The organism is Rhodococcus sp. AB351 (genome assembly GCF_049538275.1).
Classification (GTDB): Bacteria; Actinomycetota; Actinomycetes; order Mycobacteriales; family Mycobacteriaceae; genus Rhodococcus.
This window is the reverse complement of the sequence record NZ_JBMVFW010000008.1, coordinates 113,603-135,598: the sequence shown is the minus strand read 5'-3', so window position 1 is coordinate 135,598 and position 21,996 is coordinate 113,603. Positions and strand designations below refer to the sequence as shown.

23 protein-coding genes are annotated in these 21,996 nt (G+C 72.0%); 10 read left to right on the top strand and 13 right to left on the bottom strand.

The genetic code is table 11. From position 1 onward, the window contains the following. The first annotated feature begins 17 nt into the window (after positions 1-17). The gene (locus tag ACPCXD_RS17405; RefSeq protein WP_145691978.1) at positions 18-1,148 is read left to right on the top strand and encodes a M24 family metallopeptidase; all 1,131 of its coding nucleotides are present in this window, start codon (positions 18-20) and stop codon (positions 1,146-1,148) included. 13 nt (positions 1,149-1,161) lie between these two features. Here ACPCXD_RS17405 and ACPCXD_RS17400 read toward each other — a convergent pair whose 3' ends face one another. Beyond that, complete coding sequence (locus tag ACPCXD_RS17400) at positions 1,162-1,479, bottom strand: hypothetical protein (RefSeq protein ID WP_423660513.1); 318 nt, start codon at positions 1,477-1,479, stop codon at positions 1,162-1,164. A gap of 59 nt (positions 1,480-1,538) precedes the next feature. On the opposite strand from ACPCXD_RS17400, the gene dprE2 reads away from it, so the two are divergent. Next, on the top strand, positions 1,539-2,285 hold the full coding sequence (gene dprE2, locus ACPCXD_RS17395) for a decaprenylphospho-beta-D-erythro-pentofuranosid-2-ulose 2-reductase (RefSeq protein ID WP_423660511.1): 747 nt from the start codon (positions 1,539-1,541) through the stop codon (positions 2,283-2,285). Positions 2,286-2,458: 173 nt separating this feature from the next. On the opposite strand, the gene ACPCXD_RS17390 is transcribed toward dprE2, so the two are convergent. From ACPCXD_RS17390 to ACPCXD_RS17380, 3 genes are all read right to left on the bottom strand, one after another. Further along, the gene (locus tag ACPCXD_RS17390; RefSeq protein WP_423660509.1) at positions 2,459-2,914 is read right to left on the bottom strand and encodes a hypothetical protein; all 456 of its coding nucleotides are present in this window, start codon (positions 2,912-2,914) and stop codon (positions 2,459-2,461) included. Between the two features lie 201 nt (positions 2,915-3,115). Beyond that, positions 3,116-4,579, bottom strand: a complete 1,464-nt coding sequence (locus ACPCXD_RS17385; RefSeq protein ID WP_423660507.1) for a dihydrolipoyl dehydrogenase family protein — start codon at positions 4,577-4,579, stop codon at positions 3,116-3,118. 96 nt (positions 4,580-4,675) lie between these two features. Next, positions 4,676-5,440 carry a ferredoxin-like domain-containing protein gene (locus ACPCXD_RS17380; protein WP_423660506.1) on the bottom strand — a complete coding sequence of 255 codons (765 nt, stop codon included), beginning with the start codon at positions 5,438-5,440 and terminating at the stop codon, positions 4,676-4,678. 74 nt (positions 5,441-5,514) lie between these two features. Between ACPCXD_RS17380 and ACPCXD_RS17375 the strand changes: the two genes are divergently transcribed. The 3 genes from ACPCXD_RS17375 (at position 5,515) to ACPCXD_RS17365 (ending at position 7,081) form a co-directional block, all read left to right on the top strand. Next, positions 5,515-5,928, top strand: coding sequence for a PPOX class F420-dependent oxidoreductase (locus ACPCXD_RS17375; RefSeq protein WP_423660504.1), 414 nt, complete (start codon positions 5,515-5,517; stop codon positions 5,926-5,928). Between the two features lie 5 nt (positions 5,929-5,933). Further along, on the top strand, positions 5,934-6,434 hold the full coding sequence (locus ACPCXD_RS17370) for an acyltransferase (RefSeq protein WP_423660502.1): 501 nt from the start codon (positions 5,934-5,936) through the stop codon (positions 6,432-6,434). Between the two features lie 113 nt (positions 6,435-6,547). Further along, positions 6,548-7,081, top strand: coding sequence for a glutathione peroxidase (locus ACPCXD_RS17365; RefSeq protein ID WP_088899435.1), 534 nt, complete (start codon positions 6,548-6,550; stop codon positions 7,079-7,081). A gap of 49 nt (positions 7,082-7,130) precedes the next feature. Here the strand turns inward: ACPCXD_RS17365 and ACPCXD_RS17360 are convergent, their stop codons facing one another. The 3 genes from ACPCXD_RS17360 to ACPCXD_RS17350 all read right to left on the bottom strand — a co-directional run bounded on the left by ACPCXD_RS17360 (position 7,131) and on the right by ACPCXD_RS17350 (position 10,836). Then, the gene (locus tag ACPCXD_RS17360) at positions 7,131-8,501 is read right to left on the bottom strand and encodes a metallopeptidase TldD-related protein (RefSeq protein ID WP_423660500.1); all 1,371 of its coding nucleotides are present in this window, start codon (positions 8,499-8,501) and stop codon (positions 7,131-7,133) included. Then, on the bottom strand, positions 8,498-10,009 hold the full coding sequence (locus ACPCXD_RS17355; protein WP_423660498.1) for a TldD/PmbA family protein: 1,512 nt from the start codon (positions 10,007-10,009) through the stop codon (positions 8,498-8,500). The genes ACPCXD_RS17360 and ACPCXD_RS17355 overlap by 4 nt, the downstream gene beginning before the upstream one ends. A gap of 62 nt (positions 10,010-10,071) precedes the next feature. After that, on the bottom strand, positions 10,072-10,836 hold the full coding sequence (locus ACPCXD_RS17350) for a TSUP family transporter (protein ID WP_088899443.1): 765 nt from the start codon (positions 10,834-10,836) through the stop codon (positions 10,072-10,074). 105 nt (positions 10,837-10,941) lie between these two features. On the opposite strand from ACPCXD_RS17350, the gene ACPCXD_RS17345 reads away from it, so the two are divergent. The 4 genes from ACPCXD_RS17345 to ACPCXD_RS17330 are packed head-to-tail and all read left to right on the top strand — an operon-like array spanning position 10,942 to position 15,515. Next, positions 10,942-11,484, top strand: coding sequence for an FxsA family protein (locus tag ACPCXD_RS17345; protein ID WP_088899438.1), 543 nt, complete (start codon positions 10,942-10,944; stop codon positions 11,482-11,484). A 19-nt stretch (positions 11,485-11,503) separates the two neighbouring features. Next, positions 11,504-13,114 (top strand): amidohydrolase, encoded by a 1,611-nt coding sequence (locus ACPCXD_RS17340; protein WP_423660495.1) that lies wholly within the window; start codon positions 11,504-11,506, stop codon positions 13,112-13,114. Next, positions 13,111-14,739 (top strand): apolipoprotein N-acyltransferase, encoded by a 1,629-nt coding sequence (lnt, locus tag ACPCXD_RS17335; protein ID WP_229564916.1) that lies wholly within the window; start codon positions 13,111-13,113, stop codon positions 14,737-14,739. Before ACPCXD_RS17340 ends, lnt begins: the two co-directional genes overlap by 4 nt. Continuing rightward, complete coding sequence (locus ACPCXD_RS17330) at positions 14,739-15,515, top strand: polyprenol monophosphomannose synthase (protein WP_016695914.1); 777 nt, start codon at positions 14,739-14,741, stop codon at positions 15,513-15,515. The genes lnt and ACPCXD_RS17330 overlap by 1 nt, the downstream gene beginning before the upstream one ends. A 45-nt stretch (positions 15,516-15,560) precedes the next feature. Here the strand turns inward: ACPCXD_RS17330 and ACPCXD_RS17325 are convergent, their stop codons facing one another. The 5 genes from ACPCXD_RS17325 to ACPCXD_RS17305 all read right to left on the bottom strand — a co-directional run bounded on the left by ACPCXD_RS17325 (position 15,561) and on the right by ACPCXD_RS17305 (position 20,646). Further along, the gene (locus ACPCXD_RS17325) at positions 15,561-16,556 is read right to left on the bottom strand and encodes an AurF N-oxygenase family protein (protein WP_423660492.1); all 996 of its coding nucleotides are present in this window, start codon (positions 16,554-16,556) and stop codon (positions 15,561-15,563) included. Next, positions 16,553-17,467 carry a prephenate dehydrogenase gene (locus ACPCXD_RS17320; protein WP_229564919.1) on the bottom strand — a complete coding sequence of 305 codons (915 nt, stop codon included), beginning with the start codon at positions 17,465-17,467 and terminating at the stop codon, positions 16,553-16,555. The genes ACPCXD_RS17325 and ACPCXD_RS17320 overlap by 4 nt, the downstream gene beginning before the upstream one ends. Next, entirely contained in the window at positions 17,464-19,629 is a 2,166-nt protein-coding gene (gene pabB / locus ACPCXD_RS17315) for an aminodeoxychorismate synthase component I (RefSeq protein ID WP_423660490.1), read from the bottom strand. Before pabB ends, ACPCXD_RS17320 begins: the two co-directional genes overlap by 4 nt. Positions 19,630-19,637: 8 nt before the next feature. Continuing rightward, positions 19,638-20,042, bottom strand: coding sequence for a chorismate mutase (locus ACPCXD_RS17310; protein ID WP_420714438.1), 405 nt, complete (start codon positions 20,040-20,042; stop codon positions 19,638-19,640). A gap of 265 nt (positions 20,043-20,307) precedes the next feature. Then, positions 20,308-20,646, bottom strand: a complete 339-nt coding sequence (locus tag ACPCXD_RS17305) for an RNA polymerase-binding protein RbpA (RefSeq protein ID WP_026061850.1) — start codon at positions 20,644-20,646, stop codon at positions 20,308-20,310. Between the two features lie 230 nt (positions 20,647-20,876). Here ACPCXD_RS17305 and ACPCXD_RS17300 point away from each other — a divergent pair, with 230 nt between their 5' ends. Next, the gene (locus ACPCXD_RS17300; protein ID WP_423660488.1) at positions 20,877-21,218 is read left to right on the top strand and encodes a hypothetical protein; all 342 of its coding nucleotides are present in this window, start codon (positions 20,877-20,879) and stop codon (positions 21,216-21,218) included. A 46-nt stretch (positions 21,219-21,264) separates the two neighbouring features. On the opposite strand, the gene ACPCXD_RS17295 is transcribed toward ACPCXD_RS17300, so the two are convergent. After that, complete coding sequence (locus ACPCXD_RS17295) at positions 21,265-21,852, bottom strand: hypothetical protein (protein ID WP_229564922.1); 588 nt, start codon at positions 21,850-21,852, stop codon at positions 21,265-21,267. Positions 21,853-21,996 lie beyond the last annotated feature (144 nt).

The window sequence follows — 21,996 nt, the reverse complement described above, 5'->3', positions numbered from 1 at the left end:
CCACTAGGCTCGAAGACATGACCTCTGCCGCCACCCGTTTCCCCGCCGACCGTTACGCGGCCCGCCTGGCCCGCGCCGCCGAACTCGGTGCCGCCGCCGGCTTCGATGCGCTGCTCATCACCCCCGGACCGGACCTGCGGTATCTCACCGGTTCGCGCGCCGAGTCGTTCGAGCGCCTGACCTGCCTGGTGATCCCCACCGACGGCTCCGGCGCCACCGTGGTGGTGCCGCGGCTGGAGTTGGCGTCGCTGAACGACTCCGCCATCGGTGAACTCGGTCTGCCGGTGCGGGACTGGGTGGACGGCCAGGATCCCTACGCGCTCGTGCGCGACCTCGTCGCGACGGCGGGGGCGTTCGCGGTGGCCGAGGCGATGCCGGCGCTGCACCTGGTGCCGCTGACCGCCCGGTTCGGCAGCGCCCCGGCGCTGGCGACGTCGGTGATCCGGCAGCTGCGGATGGTCAAGGACGCCGACGAGGTCGAGGCGTTGCGCCGCGCCGGTGCCGCCATCGACCGGGTGCACGCCCGCATGGGTGAATGGTTGCGCGCCGGGCGCACCGAAGCCGAGGTGGCCGCGGACATCACCGCCGCGATCCTCGAAGAAGGCCACACCGCGGCGGCGTTCGTCATCGTCGGGTCCGGCCCGCACGGCGCCGACCCGCACCACGAGGTGTCCGACCGGGTCATCGAATCCGGCGACATCGTCGTCATCGACATCGGTGGTCCCGTCGAACCGGGCTACTACTCGGATTCGACCCGCACCTACAGCATCGGCGAACCGGACCCGGAGATCGCGACGAAGATCGCGGTGCTCGAGAAGGCACAGCAAACCGCGGTGGATGCGGTGCGGCCCGGGGTGCGTGCCGAGGACGTCGACGCCGCCGCCCGCAACCTGCTCGCCGCCGCCGGTTACGGGGAGGCATTCGTGCACCGCACCGGGCACGGCATCGGTCTCTCGGTGCACGAGGAGCCGTACATCGTCTCCGGCAACGACGACACCCTGCAGCCCGGCATGGCGTTCAGCATCGAACCGGGCATCTACTTCCGCGGCGAGTGGGGTGCGCGGATCGAGGACATCGTCGTCGTCACCGAGGACGGCTGCGAGTCGATGAACCTGCGCCCGCACGGATTGACGGTGCTGCCGGGCTGAGACCCGGCCGGGTTCACCGCTCGTCGAGCAGGGCGAGCAGCTTGTCGGCGAGGGGACCGGGATGGTCGGCGGCGGCCTGCCGCAGCGCCTCGTTGCGGGCGCGGATCTTGCGGGCGAACTTCGTCTGCGCGCCGGTGAGAACCTCGTAGGTGAGGATCTCGGTGTCGTAGTCCTCGACGATGCCCAGCAGCCGGTCGAGTTCGGCGACGGTGAGCAGGACGGTGGCCAACTCCGGGAAACCCTCCTCGGCGGCGTGCCCGGTCGCGAGGTCGCGGCGGGCCTTCAGATCGGCGAGGAAGACGTCGATGCTCGGGGTGCGGTCACTGTCCATCCCGCAGACAGTAGAACCCCGCCACTGCATCCCGGAGATCGACCCGGGACACTGGCCGCATGAACCACACCGCGCAGGGAACCGTCGTCATCTTCGGGGGACGCAGCGAGATCGGCGTCGAGGTCGCCACCCGACTCGCGCCGGGCCGCACCGTGATCCTGGCCGCGCGTCGCGCCGACGACCTGGCCGACGAATGCGCCGCCGTGCAGGCAGGGGGCGCGACGGCGGTGCACCCCGTCGAGTTCGACGCCGACGCCCTCGACACCCACACCGCGGTACTCGACCGCATCGCCGCCTTCGGGCCGATCGATGTGGCGGTGCTGGCCTTCGGCATCCTCGGCGACCAGGCCCGCGCCGAAACCGATGCGGCGCACGCGGTGTCGATCGTGCACACCGACTATCTCGCGCAGGTCGCGTTGCTCACCGACCTGGCCCAGCGACTGCGCGCCCAGGGTTCGGGGCGGCTGGTGGTGTTCTCCTCCGTCGCCGGGTGGCGGGTGCGCCGCGCCAACTACGTCTACGGCTCCGCGAAGGCCGGCCTCGACGGTTTCGCGTCCGGCCTGGCGGATGCCCTGCACGGCAGCGGGGTGTCGCTGCTGCTGGTGCGCCCCGGTTTCGTGATCGGCCGGATGACGGAAGGTATGAGCCCGGCACCGTTGTCGAGCACCCCACCGCAGGTCGCCGACGCGACGGTGCGGGCGCTGCACCGCGGGCGCGGGGAGGTGTGGGTGCCGGCGGTGCTGCGGCCGGTGTTCTTCGGGATGCGTCTGCTGCCGCGGGCGGTGTGGCGGCGTCTGCCGCGCTAGCCGAGAAAGGTGCCCCGACGTACACGCCCGAACCAGCGACCACGCACGATGTATGGCAGGGGTGAATTGTCCTGGGCGACGGCCCCAGCACCGAAAGATGCTTCCACCAGGTTCTTGCTCCACGTGGTAACGGCGTACATCAGGTAGCCGTTTGCCTCGAAGCGACTCGGTCCTCAGTTATAGCCGTACCCCACTTGGAATCCCCGGCTGATGGCGTCTTGTCGTGAGATGGTGATCGGATCCTCTGAACCGACCTGAACCTCGAAGAACGAGGCCGGGCTGTCTACCGTCGCGGTGAACCGAAATAGGCACCCTCCGTCCGTGTACCAGGCGCCATCGCCCACAGTCGCGCTACCTACCTTCCGGTTCTGCTCGTCGGAGATACTCACAAAGACGCGTTCACTTATTGGAAGACGCGGATGAGCGTCGCAACTGCCGTCCTCTTCGGTGATAGTGATGGACGGGTGGACAAGGATGCTTCCGTTCATTACGAACTGTGACGACGCCACCGTCGAAACTGCGACGCTCGAAGATGAGACGGTCCCTCCCGCCGAGGACGTCGTCCCGCTTGAGCACGCCGAGAGCGCGCCGACAGCACACGCAGCTAGGACGAAACGGGCGAGGTTCATACCTCGGAATCGTATGTGGATTGACCCTTCAGCATGGGCAAGATGATCGTCTCCGCTGAAGTCCTACTCGCAGGGGTTGATCGAGGACCCGCTCCAAACCATCGGTATTCGTGATGCGCGACGATCATGACTTGTCGATGACCCCGTGACTTGCGAAAAGCGTTGTGCAGGATTCCCTAGGAGCGCGGACAGCTATCGGCGTCAACTACGACGGGATTCGAGCAACCGCAACCAGATCTCGCTGATGGTGGGATAGGACGGCACCGCATGCCACAGCGCGTCCAGCGGCACCTTCCCGACCAGGGCGACGGTGGCGGCGTGGACGAGTTCGGCGACCTCCTGGCCGACGAAAGTCGCGCCGACGAGGGTGTCGGTGGCGCGGTCGACGATGAGCGCCGCGTGCCCGGCATAGTCGTCGCGGGCGAGCGAGGCCCCGGCGACGTCGATGTCGGCCTCGAGGACCTCGACGTCGAGGCCGTCGGCGCGGGCCTGGTCGGCGGTGCGGCCGACCGCGGCGATCTCCGGGACGGTGAAGATCACCTGCGGGACCTGCCCGTGGTCGGCGCTCGCCCGGAATCGTGACCCGTCGGTGGGACGGTTCTCGGCGCGGGCAGCGATGACGTCCCCGCACACCCGCGCCTGATATTTGCCCATGTGGGTCAGCGCGGCGCGACCGGCGATGTCTCCGACCGCATACAGCCATCGCCCGTTCACCCCGTCGACGGTGAGATCGTCGGCGACGGTCACCTTCCCGTCGGTCAGGCCGACAGTGTCGAGACCGAGCCCGTCCACGGCGGGGCAGCGGCCGGCGGCGACGACGATCTCGTCGACCTCGAGAGTGCTGCCGTCGGACAACTCCACGGTGGCGGGACCACCGTGGATGCAGCCGACGCCGGTGTCCTTCACATCGGGGCGCTGCACCGAGCGGATCTCGGTGCCGTAGCGCACATTCAGGCCCTTGTGGGCCATGCGGGTGGCGACGCGTTCGGCGGCGAACGACTCCACGCGCGGCAGCAACCGGTCGCCGCGCACCGCGAGGGTGAGTTCCTCGACGCCGAGTTGCCGCAGCCAGGTGGCGGTTTCGCAGGCGACGACACCGCCGCCGACGACGAGCACGCGGCGGGGGATCTCGAGCAGGTTCGTCGCATCGCGGGAGGTCCACGGCAGCGCGTCGCGCAGCCCGGGCAGGTCCGGGATCGACGGGACGGTGCCGGTGGCCAGGACCACGGCGTGCCGGGCCTGCAGGCGACGCTCCCCGTCGCTGCCGGCGACGGTGACGGTGCGTTCGCCGTCGAGGCGGCCGTGGCCGCGCACCACGTCGATGCCCGCGCCCTTCGCCCAATCCACCTGGGAGCTGTCGTCGCGGTTGTGGGTGAAACTGTCGCGGCGGGCCAGCACGGCCGGTACCTCGACCCCGTGGGCGCTGATCTTGTCGGCGACGCCGGGCATGTTGCGGGCGGTGGCGAGCACCTGGGTGGGACGCAGCAGAGCCTTGCTGGGCATGCACGCCCAGTAGGAACATTCGCCGCCGACGAGTTCGTGTTCGACGAGCACCGCGGTGCGGTCGCTGCCGGCGATGGCGTACTGGGCGGCGTTCTCCCCGGCCGGGCCCGCGCCGAGGACGATCACGTCATAGCTGTCGGATTCCGCTGTCGGACCGCTCATCCGTCCACGATAGGCGCGGCCGAACCGCCGGCGGGCCGGATCGGCGGCGACGGTCCGGTTCGCGAAGTCCGCCCGTTCGTGCAGGTCGGGGACGGATCAGTGCAGGTGCGGGGAGTCGGCGTCGAAGATCAACCCCATGGGGGCGAGCACCCGCACCACCTGCTCGGCGGTCCACTCGTCGAGATCGCACAGCAGCACCGACCGCCACGGGGTGACGATCACCGGACGTTCGACGGCGGCGAGGAATTCCGCGAGTCGCGCGGGGAGGATTCCGCTGGGCAGCCCGCCGGCGAGGGTGACGGCCCCGTCGGGCTGGTCGAGCCAGCCGATCGGCGGCCGCGGCTGCTCCGGCACCGGCTCCGGATCCGAGGTCGGGTCGGTCGGTGGGGTGAGCAGCGCCTCGGCTGCGTCGGCCGGGTCGACGCGCACCCCGGTATCGGCGCCGTCGCGGATGACCGCGAAGCGACCGTCGGGGCGGGCGAGGACCGCGACGGCGGGGGCGAGAGCGACGATGTCGCCGGTGCCGTCGTCGAGCCCGAACACGGTGCCGGCCGCCACCGGCCGCTCGTCCAGGCGCGCGATCACCGCGGCGGTGAGTTCGCGCAGGTCGTGGTGTCCGCCGATGCGGCCGCTGAGCGGGGAGACGAGAAGCCGTGCGCGGGTGGGCACGTCGACGGTGAGACCGGCGGCGGTGAGCGCCGCGCTGATCGCAGCGTGGTCACCCCGCACCTGCAGCTGGGCGTGGGCGGTCAGATGCAGTTCGCCGCCGCCGTGGGTGTGGGCGAGTTCGGCGAGCAGCTGCACCTGCGCGGAGGTCAGATGCCCGGCGGGCAGGTGCACGTCGACAGCGGTATCGGCCATGACCGCCAGCGTAGAACGCGGCGCCGGCGGGACGAGCGCTGCCGTGAGACCGTGCGGTTTGTAGGGTGGTGGCCATGCCCGAGTCGACGACCCCCACCTTCGCGGACCTCGCCGCCGCCAAGTTCGTGCTGCTGACCACCTACCGCAAGGACGGCAGCGCGGTGGACACCCCGGTGTGGGCGGCGCCCGACGGGAACCGGCTGCTGGTGTGGACGGTCGCCGATGCCTACAAGGTGCGGCGGTTGCGCCGCGATCCGCGGGTGTCCCTGGCGATCTGCGACGCGCGCGGCAACGCGAAGTCGGCGGCGGTGCCCGGCATCGGGGAGGTGCTCGACGCCGACGGTTCGGCGCACGCCCGGTCGGTGATCGCCCGTAAGTACGGGTTGCTCGGCCGGATCATCGTGGGCGCGAGCGTGGTGCGCCGTGGCCGCACCGGCACCGTCGGGTTGGCGTGTGTGCTCGATCCCGCCGACACGGCCGGCCGGTAGGCGTCGTGGCGCGTTCTCACACCTACCGGTCCCAGGCGATCGCGGTGGCGCTCGCGAGCAGCCCGCTGATCTCCGGTTCGAGTCGCTGGAAGTGGTTGCGCCGCGCCGGTGTCGACGCCGCACCGCCGAGCCTGATCCACACCCGCGTGGTGGTGCAGGGCCTCGGCCGGCTCACCCTCGGCGCGGGCTCGTTCGTCAACCACGGTTGCTATTTCGACACGGTCGCCGACATCACCGTCGGGCAGCGGGTGTTCCTCGGCGACCACGTGCGGGTGCTCACCAGCAGCCACCGGATGGGCACCGCCGAACAGCGCGCGTCGACGTTGACGGGGGAGCCGGTGACCATCGGCGACGGCGCGTGGATCGGCTCCGGGGCGGTGATCATGCCGGGCGTGAGCATCGGGGCCGGCGCGGTGATCGGCGCGAACTCGCTGGTGACGAAGGACTGCGCCCCGCACACGCTGCATCTGGGCAGTCCCGCCCGGCACGTCCGTGACCTGGACTGACCCCGCCACCCGAGCGCGTCCGGATCGTCCGGGTTCGCCGATCCCGTAGGGTCCGTGGTGATCTCGGCCTCATCTGCGGGGCCGAGCCGATCGAACCCAGTTCAGGAGAGCGCATGTCCGTGCACGAGTACACCGTGGCCACCGCCGACGGCGGCAGCGAGGATCTCGCCCGCTTCGCCGGCCGGTATCTGCTGATCGTCAACGTCGCCAGCAAGTGCGGCCTGACCCCGCAGTACGAGGCGCTCGAGGCGCTGCACCGCGAGCTGGGTGAGCGCGGCCTGCAGATCCTGGCGTTCCCGTGCAACCAGTTCGGTGGTCAGGAACCGGGCAGCGACAGCGAGATCCAGGAGTTCTGCCGCGTGAACTTCGACGTCACCTTCCCGGTGTTCGCGAAGGTCGACGTCAACGGCGACGATGCGCACCCGCTCTACCGGCACCTGCGCGCCGAGGCTCCCGGCGATTTCGGGCCGCAGCACGGTTTCCTGTTCGAGCACGTGAGCACGACCCGCCCGGAGGCGATCGGCACCGACGAGGTGAAGTGGAACTTCACCAAGTTCCTCGTCGACCCGCAGGGTGCGGTGGTGCGCCGCTTCGAGCCGACGGTCACCCCCGAGGAGATCGGCAAGGAACTCGCCGACCTGCTCTGAGCCCCTATCGGTCCGGTCGGTGGACGTCACCGACCGGACCGGAGGTCAGTCAGTGGGCGGCGCTGACCGACGACATGTGGAAGTCGGGGATGCGCACCGGCGGCATCGCGGTGCGGGTGAACCAGTCCTTCCACTCCCGCGGCAGGGTGCGTTCGGTGGCGCCGATCTCGGTGGCGCGGCCGAGCAGATCGACCGGAGATTCGTTGAACCGGAAGTTGTTCACCGCCGCCCGCACCTGCCCGTCCTCGACGAGATACACCCCGTCGCGGGTCAGGCCGGTCAGCAACAGCACCGCCGGATCGACCTCCCGCAGGTACCACACGGTGGTCAGCAGCAGACCGCGTTCGGTGCGGGCTATCATGTCGTCCACATCGGCGGTGCTGCCACCGGTGAGCAGCAGATTCTCACCCGACGCCGTGGGCGTGGCCCCGAATTCGGCGGCCGCGGCCCGCGGATACGCCAGCGCGTGCAGGGCGCCGTCGCGGAGCCAGTCGACCCGCGAGGCGCTCATGCCGGTGTCGAACACCGAGACACTGTCGGTGGAGGCGGTGGCGACCACGAACGGCGCATAGCCCAATCCCGGGGCGGCCGGATCGGACGTCAATGTCACCGGCAGTCCGGCGATCTGCTCGCCGAGGCGGGTACCGCCGGGCCCCGCCCACACCGACCGGCCCTCCTCGGCGCCGCGCCCGTCGAGGGACCACAGCAGTGGGATCATCAGGTCCGCGACCACCGAGGGTGGCAGCAGCGTCTCGTACCGTCCGGCGGGCAGGTCGACGCGGGTACCGGCCCAGTCCAGCCGCCGCGCCAGTTCGGCGCGCAGCGGATCCATCGCGAGGTCGGTGAAGTCGACGGTGCCGGCGCCGACCCAGGCGCTCGCCCCGGTCAGGCCGCCGCGTTTGCCGTTGAGCTCGAGCGACCCGTCGCGTTGCACCCAGCGGCGCCGCACCCCGGTGGAGGTGCCCAGCCACATCGTCGTGGATTGGTGGTGCGCGAACCCGTAGAGGGCGTCGGTGTCGTCGAAGCCGGCGGCGAGCCCGTCGAGGAGCGGGGCGAAGACCTCGACGTCGGTGCCGACAGCCTCTTCGCCCCACTGCGGGTCGGTGTCGTCGCCGTCGATCAACGGCATCGCATCCGGTGCCGCCGGGGCCTGCTGCGCGGCCGCCCACGCCGCGGCGACCACCGCGCCGATGTCGTCGGCGTCGACGATCGGGGCGCTGACCACCCCGCAGTGTGCGCCGCCGGGGGTGCGGCGGATCGCGAGGATCGTGGCGCCGCGGGCACGGGCGGAGCCGTTGGTGGTCATCGAACTGCCGGCCCACCGCAGCGACGCCTCGGCACTGTCGGTGACCATCACGATGGTCTCGTCGGCAGGGGAGGTCGCCAGGGCGGTCTCGACGAGTCGGTCTCCGGGGATCATCGGCCACCTTCCTGCACCGTGTTGAGCACGTTCACGCCGCGCACCAGCACCGACGGGCAGCCGTGCGAGACGGACGCGACCTGCCCGGGTTGCGCCTTGCCGCAGTTCATCGCGCCGCCGAGCTGCCAGGTCGACGCGCCGCCGACCGACTCGAGGGCACCCCAGAACTCGGTGGTCGACGCCTGATAGGCCACATCGCGGACCTGCCCGGCGAGGCGGCCGCCGCGGATCCGGTAGAACCGCTGCCCGGTGAACTGGAAATTGTGCCGCTGCATGTCGATCGACCAGCTGCGATCACCGACGATGTACAGCCCGTCGTCGACCCCGGCGATCAGATCGGCGGTGCTGCGATCGACGCTCGGATCGGGTTGCAGCGACACGTTCGCCATCCGCTGGATCGGCACGTGATGCGCCGAATCGGCGTAGGCGCAGCCGTTCGAGCGGGCCACCCCGAGCTTCGGGGCGAACGCCCGGTCGAGCTGGTAGCCGACGAGCACCCCGTCCTTCACGAGATCCCAGGACTGGGCGGCGACCCCGTCGTCGTCGTAGCCGACGGTGGCCATGCCGTGCGGTTCGGTTCGGTCGGCGGTGACGTGCATGACGTCGCTACCGTAGCGCAGGCTGCCGAGCAGGTCGGGGGTGGCGAAGGAGGTGCCGGCGTAGGCGGCCTCGTAGCCGATGGCGCGGTCGTATTCGGTGGCGTGCCCGACCGATTCGTGGATCGTCAGCCACAGATTCGTCGGGTCGATCACCAGATCGGTGCGGCCCGGCGTCACCGACGGGGCCTGCGCCTTCTCCGCGAGCTGCTCGGGCAGTTCGGCGAGCTCACGGCTCCAGTCCCACCACCGGTCCGAGGCCACATACTCCCAGCCGCGGCCGGTCGGTGGGGCCAGGGTGCGCATCGACTCGAAGGTGCCGGCCTCCCGGTCGACGCGGGTCGCGTCGAGATCGGAGTGGATCCGCACCCGCTGCTGGGTGATCGTCGACCCGGCGAGATCGGCGTAGAAGGTCTGCTCCTTGACCAGGGTCAGATTCGCGGCGACGTGGTCGACGCCGACGGCGTCCTGCAGTCGCCGCGAACGGTCCTCGAGCACCGCGATGCGCTCGGCCGCGGGGACGGTGAACGGGTCGATCTCGTACGGCGAGACCCACACCGCGTCCCGGTGGACCGGTTCGTCGGCCCACTGCACCGGATCGCGGTTCAACGCGCGCAGGGTGCGGGCGACCGCGACGGCTCGGGCCGCGGCGTCGACGGCGCCGTCCGGGCCGGGCACCGGATGCGACGCGAACCCCCAGGTGCCGTCGAGCAGCACCCGCACCGCCACCCCGCAGTCGCTGTCGTCCACCGCCGCCTGCAGGGCGCCGTCGCGCAGGGTGCTCGTCCCGGTCCGGATCCGATGCACCCGCACATCGGCGTGACTCGCACCCGCCGCCCGCGCCACCGTCAGGCCCGCGTCGGCGGCGGCGTGCAACGGCAGGGCCAGAAAATCGTCGTCCACCGCATTCACCCGCCCACGGTAACGCCGGGATGTGCGGCATCGGGGTTGCCGCACCGAGCGCCGCGGGTGGCTCAGCCGAACTGTTCGATGCCCAGGCGGATCACCATGGCGATCACCACGACCAGCAACACCACCCGCACGAACCCGGCGCCGCGGGCGAGCGCCATCCGGGAGCCGAGCACCGAGCCGGCGACATTGCACACCGCCAGCGCCGCCCCGAGCGCCCACCACACGTGCCCGCCGACGGCGAACAGGACCAGCGCCCCGAGATTCGAACCGAAGTTGAGCACCTTCGCCATGGCCGCCGAGGTGACGAACTCGCTGCCGAGCATCGCCGCGAACACGATGATGAAGAAGGTGCCGGTGCCGGGCCCGAGGATCCCGTCGTAGAAGCCGATCACCGCCGCGGCCGTGATCACGACGGTGACCAGCCGCAGCGTCGACGGGCGGCGGGTGCCGCCGGCGCCGAGTTTCGGGCGGGCGGTGACGAACACCGCCACCGCGACGAGCACCACCATCACGATCGGGATGAACACCTCCCGGTCGATGAGCGAGACCGCCGCCGCCCCCGCCGCCGCGGCCACCGCGGCGACCAGGGCGGCGGGGCCGAGCAGCGACCAGCGCAGCGGGATGCGCCGCGCGAAGGTCAGCACCGCCGCGCCGGTCCCACAGATCGCGGTGAGCTTGTTCGTCGCCAGCGCCGCCTGCGGTGTCAACTGCGGGGCGACGAGGAACAGGGCGGGCAGCAGGATCAGCCCGCCACCGCCGACCACCGCGTCCACCCAGCCGGCGGCCGTCGCGGCGGTCATCAGCAACGCCCAGTCACCTGCAGTCATGGCGGCCATTCGATCACGCGCCGTATCCGGGGGGCGGGTGCGGGAGCAAAACCGGCGGCCCGTTCGTTGACCGGACAGAAACCGCCGACGGAAGGAAGTCCCGCCGTGTACCCGTTGTTGTTCGTGCTCTACGTCGTGGCGGAGATCGCGGTGCTGGCCTGGCTCGGCTCCACCCTCGGCGCCCTCGCCACCGTGCTGATCTTCCTCGGTGTCAGCGCCGCCGGTTATCTCGTGCTCGCCGCCCTGGGTCGTCGCGCGCTGCGCAACCTCGGTGAACTGCGCGGGGGCCGGGCGCCGCGCGCCAATTCCCCGGAGCGGGTGCTCACCGACGGTGCGCTCATCGGCGCCGGCGCGGCCCTGGTGCTGATTCCCGGCATCGTCAGCACCGTGCTCGGGATGCTGTTGTTGCTGCCGACCCGCGCCGCGCTGCGGCCGGTGGTGCGCACGCTGGTCGCGCGACGCGCCCGCGCCACCGGGTTCTCCGCGCAGCGGCTGGTGGTGGTCGACGGGCAGGTCGTCGATCACAGCGTCGTCGGCGGCGCCCCGCACCTGACCGGTGGTCCGGCGGTGACCGAGCAGGTCGACGACCGTGGCACCGTGCTCGAAGGGGAGATCGTGGAGACCCCGCGCCGCCGCGAGGAGCGGTAACCGGGCAGACTGGGCACTCGTGAGCCCTGCACCGCACACCCAGCTTCTCGTCGGCGGCCGCATCTACAGCGCCAGTGCCCCCGATGCCACCGCGATGGCCGTCACCGACGGCACGATCGTGTGGGTCGGGCAGGACCGGCCCGGCCGCGCCCTGCACCCGGACGCCGAGATCGTCGACCTGCACGGCGCGTTCGTCGCCCCCGGTTTCGTCGACACCCACGTGCACACCACCACCCACGGCCTGGCCCTGACCGGGCTGGATCTGACCGACGCCGTCGACCGCGAGGACGCGCTGCGCCGGGTCCGCGCACACGCCGATGCGCACGACGACGCGGTGATCTGGGGGCACGGCTGGGACGAGACCCGCTGGCCCGACCCGACGCCGCCGACCACCGCCGACCTCGATGCCGCCGCCCCGGCCCGGCTCGTCTATCTCGGCCGGATCGATGCGCATTCGGCGGCGGCATCGAGCGCGTTGCGGGCCGCCGCCGAACCCCTCGACGAGCTGGACGGCTTCGATCCGCAGCAGCCGCTGACCGCCGCGGCGCACCACGCGGTGCGCGGCGCCGCCCGCCACGGGCTGACCGCCGCGCAGCGTGCCCGCGCCCGACTGGCGGCCCTCGACGATTTCGCCGCGCACGGCTACGTCGCGGTGCACGAATGCGCCGGCCCCGACATCTCCGGGCTCGACGACTTCACCGAACTGCTCGGCACCGACCATCCGGTGCAGGTGCGCGGTTACTGGGGCCAAGCGGTGCGCACCGGCGAAGACGCCGCGGAGCTGCTCGCGAAAACCGGCGCCGATGCCCTGGGCGGGGATCTGTTCGTCGACGGGTCGATCGGTTCGCACACCGCCGCGCTGGCCCGCCCGTACGACGACCTGGCGGACTGCTGCGGCACCACCTATCTGAACGAGGACGAGCTGACCGCGCACGTGCGGGCGTGCACCTCGGCGGGCATCCAGGCCGGTTTCCACGTCATCGGTGACGCGGCGACCACCGCCGCGGTCGCGGCCTTCGAGGCGGTCGCCGCGGAGGTCGGGGGACCGGCGCTCGCCGCGCGGGGGCATCGGCTCGAGCACGTCGAGTCGCTGACGGTCGCGCAGGCGGAGGTGTTGGCGCGGTACGGGGTGATCGCGAGCATGCAACCGAGCTTCGACGCGCTGTGGGGCGGGCCGGACGGGATGTACGCGCAGCGGCTCGGCGCCGACCGCGCCGCGGCGTTGAACGCGTTCGCGCCGTTGGCGGCGACCGGACTGGCGTTGGCGTTCGGCTCCGATGCGCCGGTGACAGCGCCGCGGCCGTGGCCGATGCTGCGCGCGGCGGTGCACCACCGCACCGAGGGCAGCGGGATCTCGCCGCGGGCGGCGTTCGCCGCCGCGACCCGCGGCGCGTGGCGCGCCGGTGGGGTGCGCGACGGGATGGCCGGCACCCTCGATCCGGGGGCGCCGGCGTCGTATGCGATCTGGGAGGTCGGGGAGCTGGTGGTCAGCGCCCCGAAGGATTCGGTGCAGCGGTGGTCGACGGATCCGCGGTCGCGGGTGGCGCCGCTGCCGGATCTGACACCGGGCACCGCCGATCCGGTGCTGGTGCGCAGTGTGCACCGCGGCCGGGTCGTGTACGCGCGGTGACCGGCCGACGCTTCGCGAAGGTCACCGCGCGGGCGGTGCGTGTCGTCGCGCTGCGCGCGCTGCTGGCCGTCGTCGCGGGAGTGTTGCTGTTCGCGTCGTTCCCGCCGCGTCCGCTGTGGTTCCTCGCCCCGGTCGGGATCGCGCTCCTGGTGGGTGTATCGACTGCAGCGCCGCTGCGGCGGCGCGCCGGGTTCGGCTACGGCTATCTCGCCGGTCTCGGTTTCCTGGTGCCGCTGCTGCCCTGGATCGGCGTCTATGTCGGTCCGTTGCCGTGGTTGGCGCTCGCCGCCACCGAGGCGGTCTTCGTCGGTCTGTTCGGGGCGCTGGTGGTGCACCTGCGGTCGTTGCCGGTCGCGCCGTTGTGGATCGCGGCGGCGTGGAGCCTGACCGAATGGTTGCGCTCGAGCGTTCCGTTCGGCGGGTTCCCGTGGGGTCGGCTGGCGTTCGGCCAACCCGACGGTGGGTTCGTCTCCCTCGCCGTCGTCGGCGGCGCCCCGCTGGTGTCGTTCGCCGTGGCCGCGACCGGCGCCGGTCTCGCCGCCCTCGCCCTGACCGCCTACCGCCGTCCCCGCCCGGCGCGGGCCTGGACGGCGCCGGTCGCGGTGACGCTGCTCGGGCCGCTGCTCGCCGCGGCGGCGTGGCCGCTGGTGCGCACCACCACCGACGAGTCGTCGACGGTGACGGTCGCAGCGATCCAGGGCAGCGTGCCGCGCCTGGGCCTGGACTTCAACGCCCAACGCAAGGCGGTGCTCGACAACCACGTCGCCCGCACCCTCGCCCTCGCCGAGGACGTCGCCGCCGGGCGGGCCCCGGCCCCGGATGTGGTGATCTGGCCGGAGAACGCCTCGGACATCGACCCGCTGCGCAACGCCGACGCCGCCCGCGACATCTCCGCCGCGTCCGCCGCGATCGACGCACCGATCCTCGTCGGGGCGGTGCTCGTCAACGACGACCGGACCACCACCAATTCGGTGATCGTGTGGGACGCGCAGACCGGTCCGGGGGAGCGGCACGACAAGAAGATCATCCAGCCGTTCGGCGAATACCTGCCGTGGCGGTCGTTCTTCCGGTTGTTCTCCGAGTACGCCGACCGCGCCGGCCATTTCGTGCCCGGCGACGGCGACGGCATGGTCACCGCCGGCGGCATCGACATCGGGGTGGCGACCTGTTACGAGGTGGCCTTCGACCGGGCGTTCCGCGACTCGATCGACGCCGGCGCGCAGCTGCTGGCGGTGCCGACGAACAACGCCACCTTCGGCGACACCGAGATGACCTATCAGCAGCTGGCGATGTCGCGGGTGCGGGCCGTCGAGCACGGCCGGGCCGTGATCGTCGCGGCGACCAGCGGGGTCAGCGCCATCGTCGAACCGGACGGTCGGGTGCAGCAGAGCACACCGTTGTTCGTGCCCGATGCCCTGGTGGCGCAGGTGCCCTTGCGCGCAGACGTTACGCTGGCTAGTCGGCTCGGAGTGGCGCCGGAGCTTGTGCTCTGCGCCGCGGCCGTGGCCGCCACCGCTCTCGCCCTGGTGCGGGGGCGGCGGGAGAAGGCCGGTGCGGCAGCTCGCACCAGCACCGGCGCAGCAGGAGCACCGGCCGGTGGCCGGTTCGACAAGGAGGACCTCTGATGGCAGCGGCGACGCCGGCCGGGAACGACAGCGCACCCAGCGCCCGCACCCTGGTGATCATTCCGACCTACAACGAGCGGGAGAACCTCGGTCGGATCATCACCCGGCTGCACGCCGCGCTGCCGCACACCCATGTCCTCGTCGTCGACGACGGCAGCCCCGACGGCACCGGTGACCTCGCCGACGACCTCGCCGCCGCCGACGAGCGCATCGCGGTGCTGCACCGCACCGAGAAGAACGGTCTCGGCGCCGCCTACATCGCCGGTTTCCGGTGGGGTCTGGCGCACGACTACACGGTGCTCGTGGAGATGGACGCCGACGGCAGTCACGCCCCCGAACAGCTGCACCTGCTGCTCGAGAAGGTCGACGCCGGCGCCGATCTGGTGCTCGGCTCGCGTTACGTGCCCGGCGGCACGGTGGTGAACTGGCCGTGGCATCGCGAGGTGCTCTCCCGCGGCGGCAACATCTACTCCCGTCTCGCGCTGGGGGTGTCGGTCCAGGACATCACCGGCGGTTACCGCGCCTACCGCCGTGAGGTGCTCGAGAAGCTCGACCTCGACGCGATCGCCTCGCACGGCTACTGCTTCCAGGTCGATCTCGCGTGGCGCACCCTGCAGGCCGGGTTCACCGTCGCCGAGGTGCCCATCACGTTCACCGAACGGGAGATCGGTGAGTCGAAGATGAACGGCAACATCGTGCAGGAGGCCCTTGTCCGGGTCACCGTGTGGGGGCTGCGCAGCCGCCTCGCGCGCCTGCGGGCACTGCTCGGCCGCTGAACCGGCCCGCGCGGCCGAGGTGTCAGGCGCTGCGCGGCTGATGCGCTAGCCGCTGCGCGGCCACGGCCAGCGGGCGTCGAGTTCGTCCCCGAGCCCCAGGCCCGCGCACAGCCGGCGGATGGCGCTGCAGTCCTGCACCACCGGCCGGCCCTCGGTCACGGCGATGGTGTCGGCGACCAGCTCGTCGCCGCCGGGGATGTTCTCGTGCGCGATGATCGCCGCCCAGGTGGAGGTGTCGGCGCCGGTGAACGCGGCGACCGCGGTGCCGAGCGCGTCGAGCAGCCGCACCCGGTCGGTGTCGTCGAGTTCGGTGAGCACCGCGGTGAGCAGCCCACCGGCCAGCGAGGCGTGGCACAGCTCGTCGCGGCGGTGCACCGCCACCGTCGCGCGGTTGACCGGTTGCAGCTCCGGGTCGGTGGTGAGCAACGCCAGATAGGCGCTGATCGAGGTCTCCGCGACGGTGGTGAACGCCAACTGCACCAGCGCCGCGTCCCGCGGGGTCTCGGCGTGCGCGACCGCGGCGCGATGCTCGCGCACCGTCGGGCACGGCGGCAGCACCGACTCCGGCAGCGTCCAGCCGCGGCGACGGCGGGTGAGCACATTGGCCTGCTGGTGCATGAGGGTGTGGTACTGCTCGTCGACCATCGCCTGCAGCACCCCGGTGACCACCGTGTCGGACGGGCCGATGCCGAAGGCGTCCTCGGTGATCAACGCGAAACCGGGGTTGACGACGTGCTGTTCGATGTCGACGACGCTCTTGTTGTACGCGATCCACGCCCACGCCCGCAGCCGCGCCTGCTGCTGCTCGTCGAGCGCGAGATAACGCGGATGCTCGGCGAAGGGCAGCATCTGCTCGGGATAGTCGACGCGGTCCGCCTCGAACAGCGCGTCGAGGTCGACCTCGGGTTTCTTCACGGCGGCGCGGCGCGGCCACGAGCGGGTCAGCCCGGCGATCACCGCGCTCTCCGCCGGATCGGACGGATCGTATTGCGGGAGTTCCGGCGCGCGCAGCTGCGGGCCGGGGATGTCGGACGCACTCATGTCCGGCTCCTTTCCTCGCTCGGATCGCCGGCCGCACCCGGATCGCGGGGCAGCGCCGCGAACAGCTGCGCACACAGCTGCGCGGCGGCGGGTTGCCCGTCGCCGAGCGCGGCGCGGGCCCGGTCGAGCAGCGCCGCGAAGTCGGGCAGCGCGTCGGTGGCGGCGTCGAGATCGGCGACCGCCTCGGCGAGGGCGCGGCGGGCGGTGGCGGCGTACGGGTTGGTGAGCTGGATGTCGTGGTAGACCTCGGCGGTGCCACCGGCGACGCGGGCGAGCAGCGCCCGCAGCACGGTGTGCGGCGGCGCGGCGACCTGCGCGGCGACCTCCGGCACGTCGAGCCGGTCGAGGGCGATACCGAACGCGAGGATCGCGGCGTGGGTGAGCACCTGCACGGCGGCGGTGATCCGGTCGTGCTCGTCGGCGGTGGTCTCGACCACCGTGGCATCCCAGTCGCGCAGCGCCGCGACGAACTCGGCCACCACCGGGGCGTCGTGGTGGCGCACCGTCAGCACGGGCCGGCCGGGCAACCCGAGATCGGGGGCGAACATCGGGTTGATGCCGAGCGCGGAGGCGCCGGGCCGGTAGGTGTGCAGCGCCGCGGCGATCGGGGTCTTCACCGACAGGGTCTCCACCAGCAGGGTGTGCGGGGACAGCAGCCGCGCGAGCACCGGCAGGGCGGCACCGGCGACGACGTCGGGGACGGCGAGCACCACGATGTCGGCGCCGTCGAGCGCCGCGGCGAGGCGGGTGTCGGGGGCGGTCAGATCCGCGCGCAGCATCCCGGGTGCAGCCGGGTCGGCGGCCGGGTCGACGACGAGCACCTCACGGCCGGCCTCGCGCAGCGCGGCGGTGAGCAGGGCGCCGACGGCGCCGCATCCGCCGGCGACGACCACCCGGCCGGGCGTGGTCACGGCCCGGCCCGCCCCGGCAGCACCGGTGGCCCGTCGACGAGATCGGCCGCGGAGCCGACGGCACCGGCCCCGTCGGTCGGGGTGGTGTCGCGGGCGGCGGCGAGGCAGCGGCGCATCACCACGGACTTGACGAGGGTCTCGTCGAGTTCGTCGTCCGGATCGGACAGCGCCACGATCGCCCCGCCGATCCCGAAGGTGACCTCGTGGGCGGTGGCGACGAGGGTGCGGATGACCACCGACAGGTCGGCGGCGCCGGTCGGCGACAGATACCCGATCGCCCCGGAGTACACCCCGCGCGGGCCGTCCTCGAGCTTGTCGATGATCTCCATGGTGCGCAGCTTCGGGGCGCCGGTCATCGACCCGCCGGGGAAGGCGGCACGCACACAGTCCACCGCCGAGACGTCCGGGCGCAGCCTGCCGCGCACCGTCGACACCAACTGATGCACCGCCGCATAGGTTTCCACCGCGAACAGCGCCGGCACGTGCACCGAGCCGGGCACGCACACCCGCGACAGGTCGTTGCGCACCAGGTCGACGATCATCAGGTTCTCGGAGCGGTCCTTCTCGCTGGCCTGCAGTCCGTCCCGCAACGCCGCGTCCTCACCGGGGGTGCGGCCGCGCGGGCGGGTGCCCTTGATCGGTTTCGATTCGACGGTGCCGTCGGCGTCGATCCGCAGGAACCGTTCCGGGGACGCGCTGAGCACCGCGACCTCGGGGAAGTCGAGCAGCGCACTGTAGGGGGTGGGACTGATGCGGCGCAACACCCGGTAGGTGCTCAGCGGGTCGATGCCGCCGTCGACGGTGACGGTGTTCGTCAGGCACACCTCGTACGTCTCGCCGCTGCGGATCTCGTTCTGGCACTGGGCGATCAGGTCGAGATAGCGCTGCGGGGAGTGCCGCAGCCGCAGCTGCGGGCCACCGTCCGCGCCGATCAGCGGCACCGGGACCTGTTCGTCGGTCGCCGGTTCGGGCAGCGCCGACAGGATCGCGGCGGTCGCGTCGAACCAGGCGAGGGTCTCGGGCTCGTCGGTGTCCTCGGTCAGGGCGAGCAGATAACAGCAACGCCCGTCGTGGTCGACGACCACCGCGCGGTCGGCGAAGACCAGCGCGGCGTCGGCGTAGGGGGAGGTGTGCACGAGCTGCGCGCCGGCGTCGGCCTTGAGTTCGTAGCCGAGATAGCCGACATAGCCGAGCGCGAACCCGAACGGCAGGTCGTCGCGGGCGGCGACGCGGCGCTCGGCGAGCCGGGCGGTGAGATGGTCGAAGACGGGGCGGCGGTGTTCCTCGACGGTGCCGTCGGCGCGGTGTTCGCGCACGATGCCCTCCCCGACCCGGTAGGTCAGGTAATCGGCGCGCGGTCCGGCGCCGTTGCCGAGGACGGTGAACCGCGACTGCGGATCCAGCGCGGCGCTGCCGTCGAGCCAGAACCCGTGCGGCCCGGCGGCGAAGAGCGCCTCGTAGACGGCGGACGGGTCGAGGTGCAGCGGCAGCCGGCGGCTGGCGAGCACGTAGCGCGGGGCAGATTCGGGTGCCGGTTCCGGATCGGCGGGGGCGGTGACGGTGATCGGGCTGCGCGGCGGGGTGGCGTCGCGGAAGTTGGCGAGCAGTTGCGCGCCGTGGGCGGTGCCGATCGATTCGGGATGGAACTGCACCCCCCACAGCGGGCGGTGCCGGTGCGCGACGGCCATGAGCAGCCCGTCCGGGGTGCGGGCGGTGGCGACGAGGTCGTCGGGGACCGGGTCGGCGATCAGCGAGTGGTAGCGCACCGCCTCGAACGGTGACGGCAGCCCGGCGAACAGGCCGGTGCCGTCGTGCAGGATCGGGCTGGTGCGGCCGTGCACCGGTTCGGGGGCGGTGATCACGGCGCTGCCGAACAGTTGGCACAGTCCCTGATGGCCCAGGCACACCCCGAGCAGCGGTACCCCGGCGTCGGTGAGGGCGCGGGCGCTGATCCCGAAGTCCCGGGCCCGGTCGGGCCGGCCCGGTCCGGGGGAGATGACGATGTTGTCGAACGGTTCGGCGACGAGCTCGTCCCAGCTGCGATCATTGGTGAGTACCCGCGGCGGGAGGCCGTTGACGCGGGTGATCAGGTCGTAGAGGTTGTAGGTGAACGAGTCGTAGTTGTCGATCAACAGCGTGCGGAGCGGTCGGGGCGCGGACACGACGGGCCTCAGTTCGTGCCGTCGCCGCGGCGACCGGAGCCGACCCGGTCCGCGGCGTCGTTGCCGAAGGCGACCCGCTCCGCGGAGTCGTTGCCGGAGACGATGCGGTCCTCGACCCGGCAGGCCTCGTCGATGAGCAGGGTGTACAGCGAGCGCACGAAGTCGCCGGACAGGCCGTGCCGGTGCGCGTAGTCCTGGGCGCGGCGATGCACGACCTCCATGCGGCCGGGTTGCATGACGTCGAGGCCGTGGCGTTGCTTGAGTTCGGCGACGCGTCCGCACACCTCGAGGCGGGCGCGGACCCCGTCGAGCAGGGCCCGGTCGATGTCGTCGAGTTCGGCGCGCAGCTCGGCCAGTTCGGCGGCGGCCCGGGTCGGCGGTGCGTCCGCCGCAGTGTGGTGACGGTCGGTCACGGACACTCACCCCCTTGCAAGCGACCCGCCGGAACACCGGCGCGAAGGTCGTGGATCGGGCGTGCCGATCATGATCGATCGGCGTGCGATCATGATTGCACGCACCGTCCGGCCGATATCGACGATTGATCGATTCGTGGCGGGGCCGCAACCGAATTCGCGGAACCACCGTCCCGTCGGGAGGGCGTCGTCGGGTCCGTAACGACGTGTGCCGCCCCGGACGATCGTCCGGGGCGGCACACGTGCGAGTTTGGGCGGCGTGGTGTCAGGCGCCGCGGCGCTTGGCCTTGAGCAGGTCCAGGCGCTCCTTGAGCAGGTCCTCGAGTTCCTCGATGGAGCGACGCTCGAGCAGCATGTCCCAGTGGGTGCGCGGCGGCTTGACCTTCTTCGGCTCCGGTGCGGCGCCCTCGACCAGGGTGCCCTCGAGGCCGTTCTTGCAGATCCAGGTGCCGGGGATCTCCGCGTCGTCCGCGAACGGCACGTCGTATTCCTCGCCGTTGTCGCAGCGGTAGCGCGCGATTCGCCGCGGCGCCAGATCGTGGTCGCGGTCGGTTTCGTAGCTCACCGCCCCGAGTCGGCTGCCTCGCAGTACACGATCTGCCATGGTGGTGTCCTTCCTTGTGTGCTCCGCCCGGGTGACGATGCCGTGCGGCATCGACGCCGAGCTCGACGTCCACTGTGCTCAACGTCGGAGGAGCCGATTCCGTTCCCGCGGCCCACCGAGGAGCCGAAGGGCAAGTCTACCGACCCGCCGCAGCGCCGCGCGCACCGTGCCCGCCCTCCCGCATCTGCGGTGTTCCCGCCGCCCCGCCGGGGGTGCGGGCGGGCAGTACAGTGACGCTCGTGACCGGACGTGACACGCGAGCGAGCACGTGCCTGTGGTGCGGGCGCCCGGTACCGGAGATCGGCACCGGCCGGCGCCGCCGGTACTGCCGCCAGTCGTGCCGGCAACGCGCCTACGAGCAGCGCAGCAGCGCCCGCCGCGCCGGGCTGCCCGAGGAGTCCGTGGTGCTCACCGCCGCCGAGGTCGAGGCGCTCGCCGACCGCGCGTTCCGGGTGCGCTGCGCCGCCGAGGACGTCGCCACCGCGGTCGCCGAGGGCGCCGCGGCCGACGAGCTGACCGCCCTGTGCGCGGAGCTGCTCGAGCTGGCCCGCGACGCCGAACGACTGCGCTGACCGCCCCCGATCGGGCCGACGGCACCCGATCGGGGAGTGACAGGCCTCAGGCGAAGAAACCCCCCATGGTGTAGACGACCTGGCAGAACGCGCCGTTGGCGTACTGCAGCGAACCGAACAGGGCGCCGAGCACCGCGCCGGGGCCACTGTCGATCACCGTCGACTGCAGCCCGCCGCCGTTGTTGTCGAGGGTGGCGACCCCGGCCCGGATGTTCTCCATGTTGATCCACACGAACTTCAGGTCCGAGGCGGTCACCGGCGCGCCGGCGGTGGGTTCGACGAACACCTCGATCGAGCCGAACGGCACCTGACCGTGCGGGCCGGGATGCACCCAGGCGGTGGTCATCGCGAACGGCACGACACCGCCGCCGCAGCCCGGGCCGACGGTGGGCGCGGGCGCCGAGAACGGCTGCGGGATGTTCTTCGGCGGCGGCGCGAACGGATTCGCCGAGCCGGAATCGGCGACGAGCCGTTCGAGCGCGGCGAGGGTCTCGGGCGAGTCGGCGACCTCCGCACGCAACTGGTCGAGAGGCGCCCCCGGCGGGGCGGTGTCGGCGGCGGCCTGAGCGGGGGCCGCGAGCAGGGCGGCGGCGAGCAGGGCGGTGACGAGCGGGGCGGATCGGCGACGCAACATCTCGGGCTCCTTCGAATCGGGTCGAGCAGGCGGGACGAGACGATCCGGTCGCGATCCGGTCACGCACCGGTCGCGGCACGGAGGCACGAAGGTGACGGCCGCTTCGAGAATAAGGACACCTATCCGGTTTCGGGGCGTTTCCGG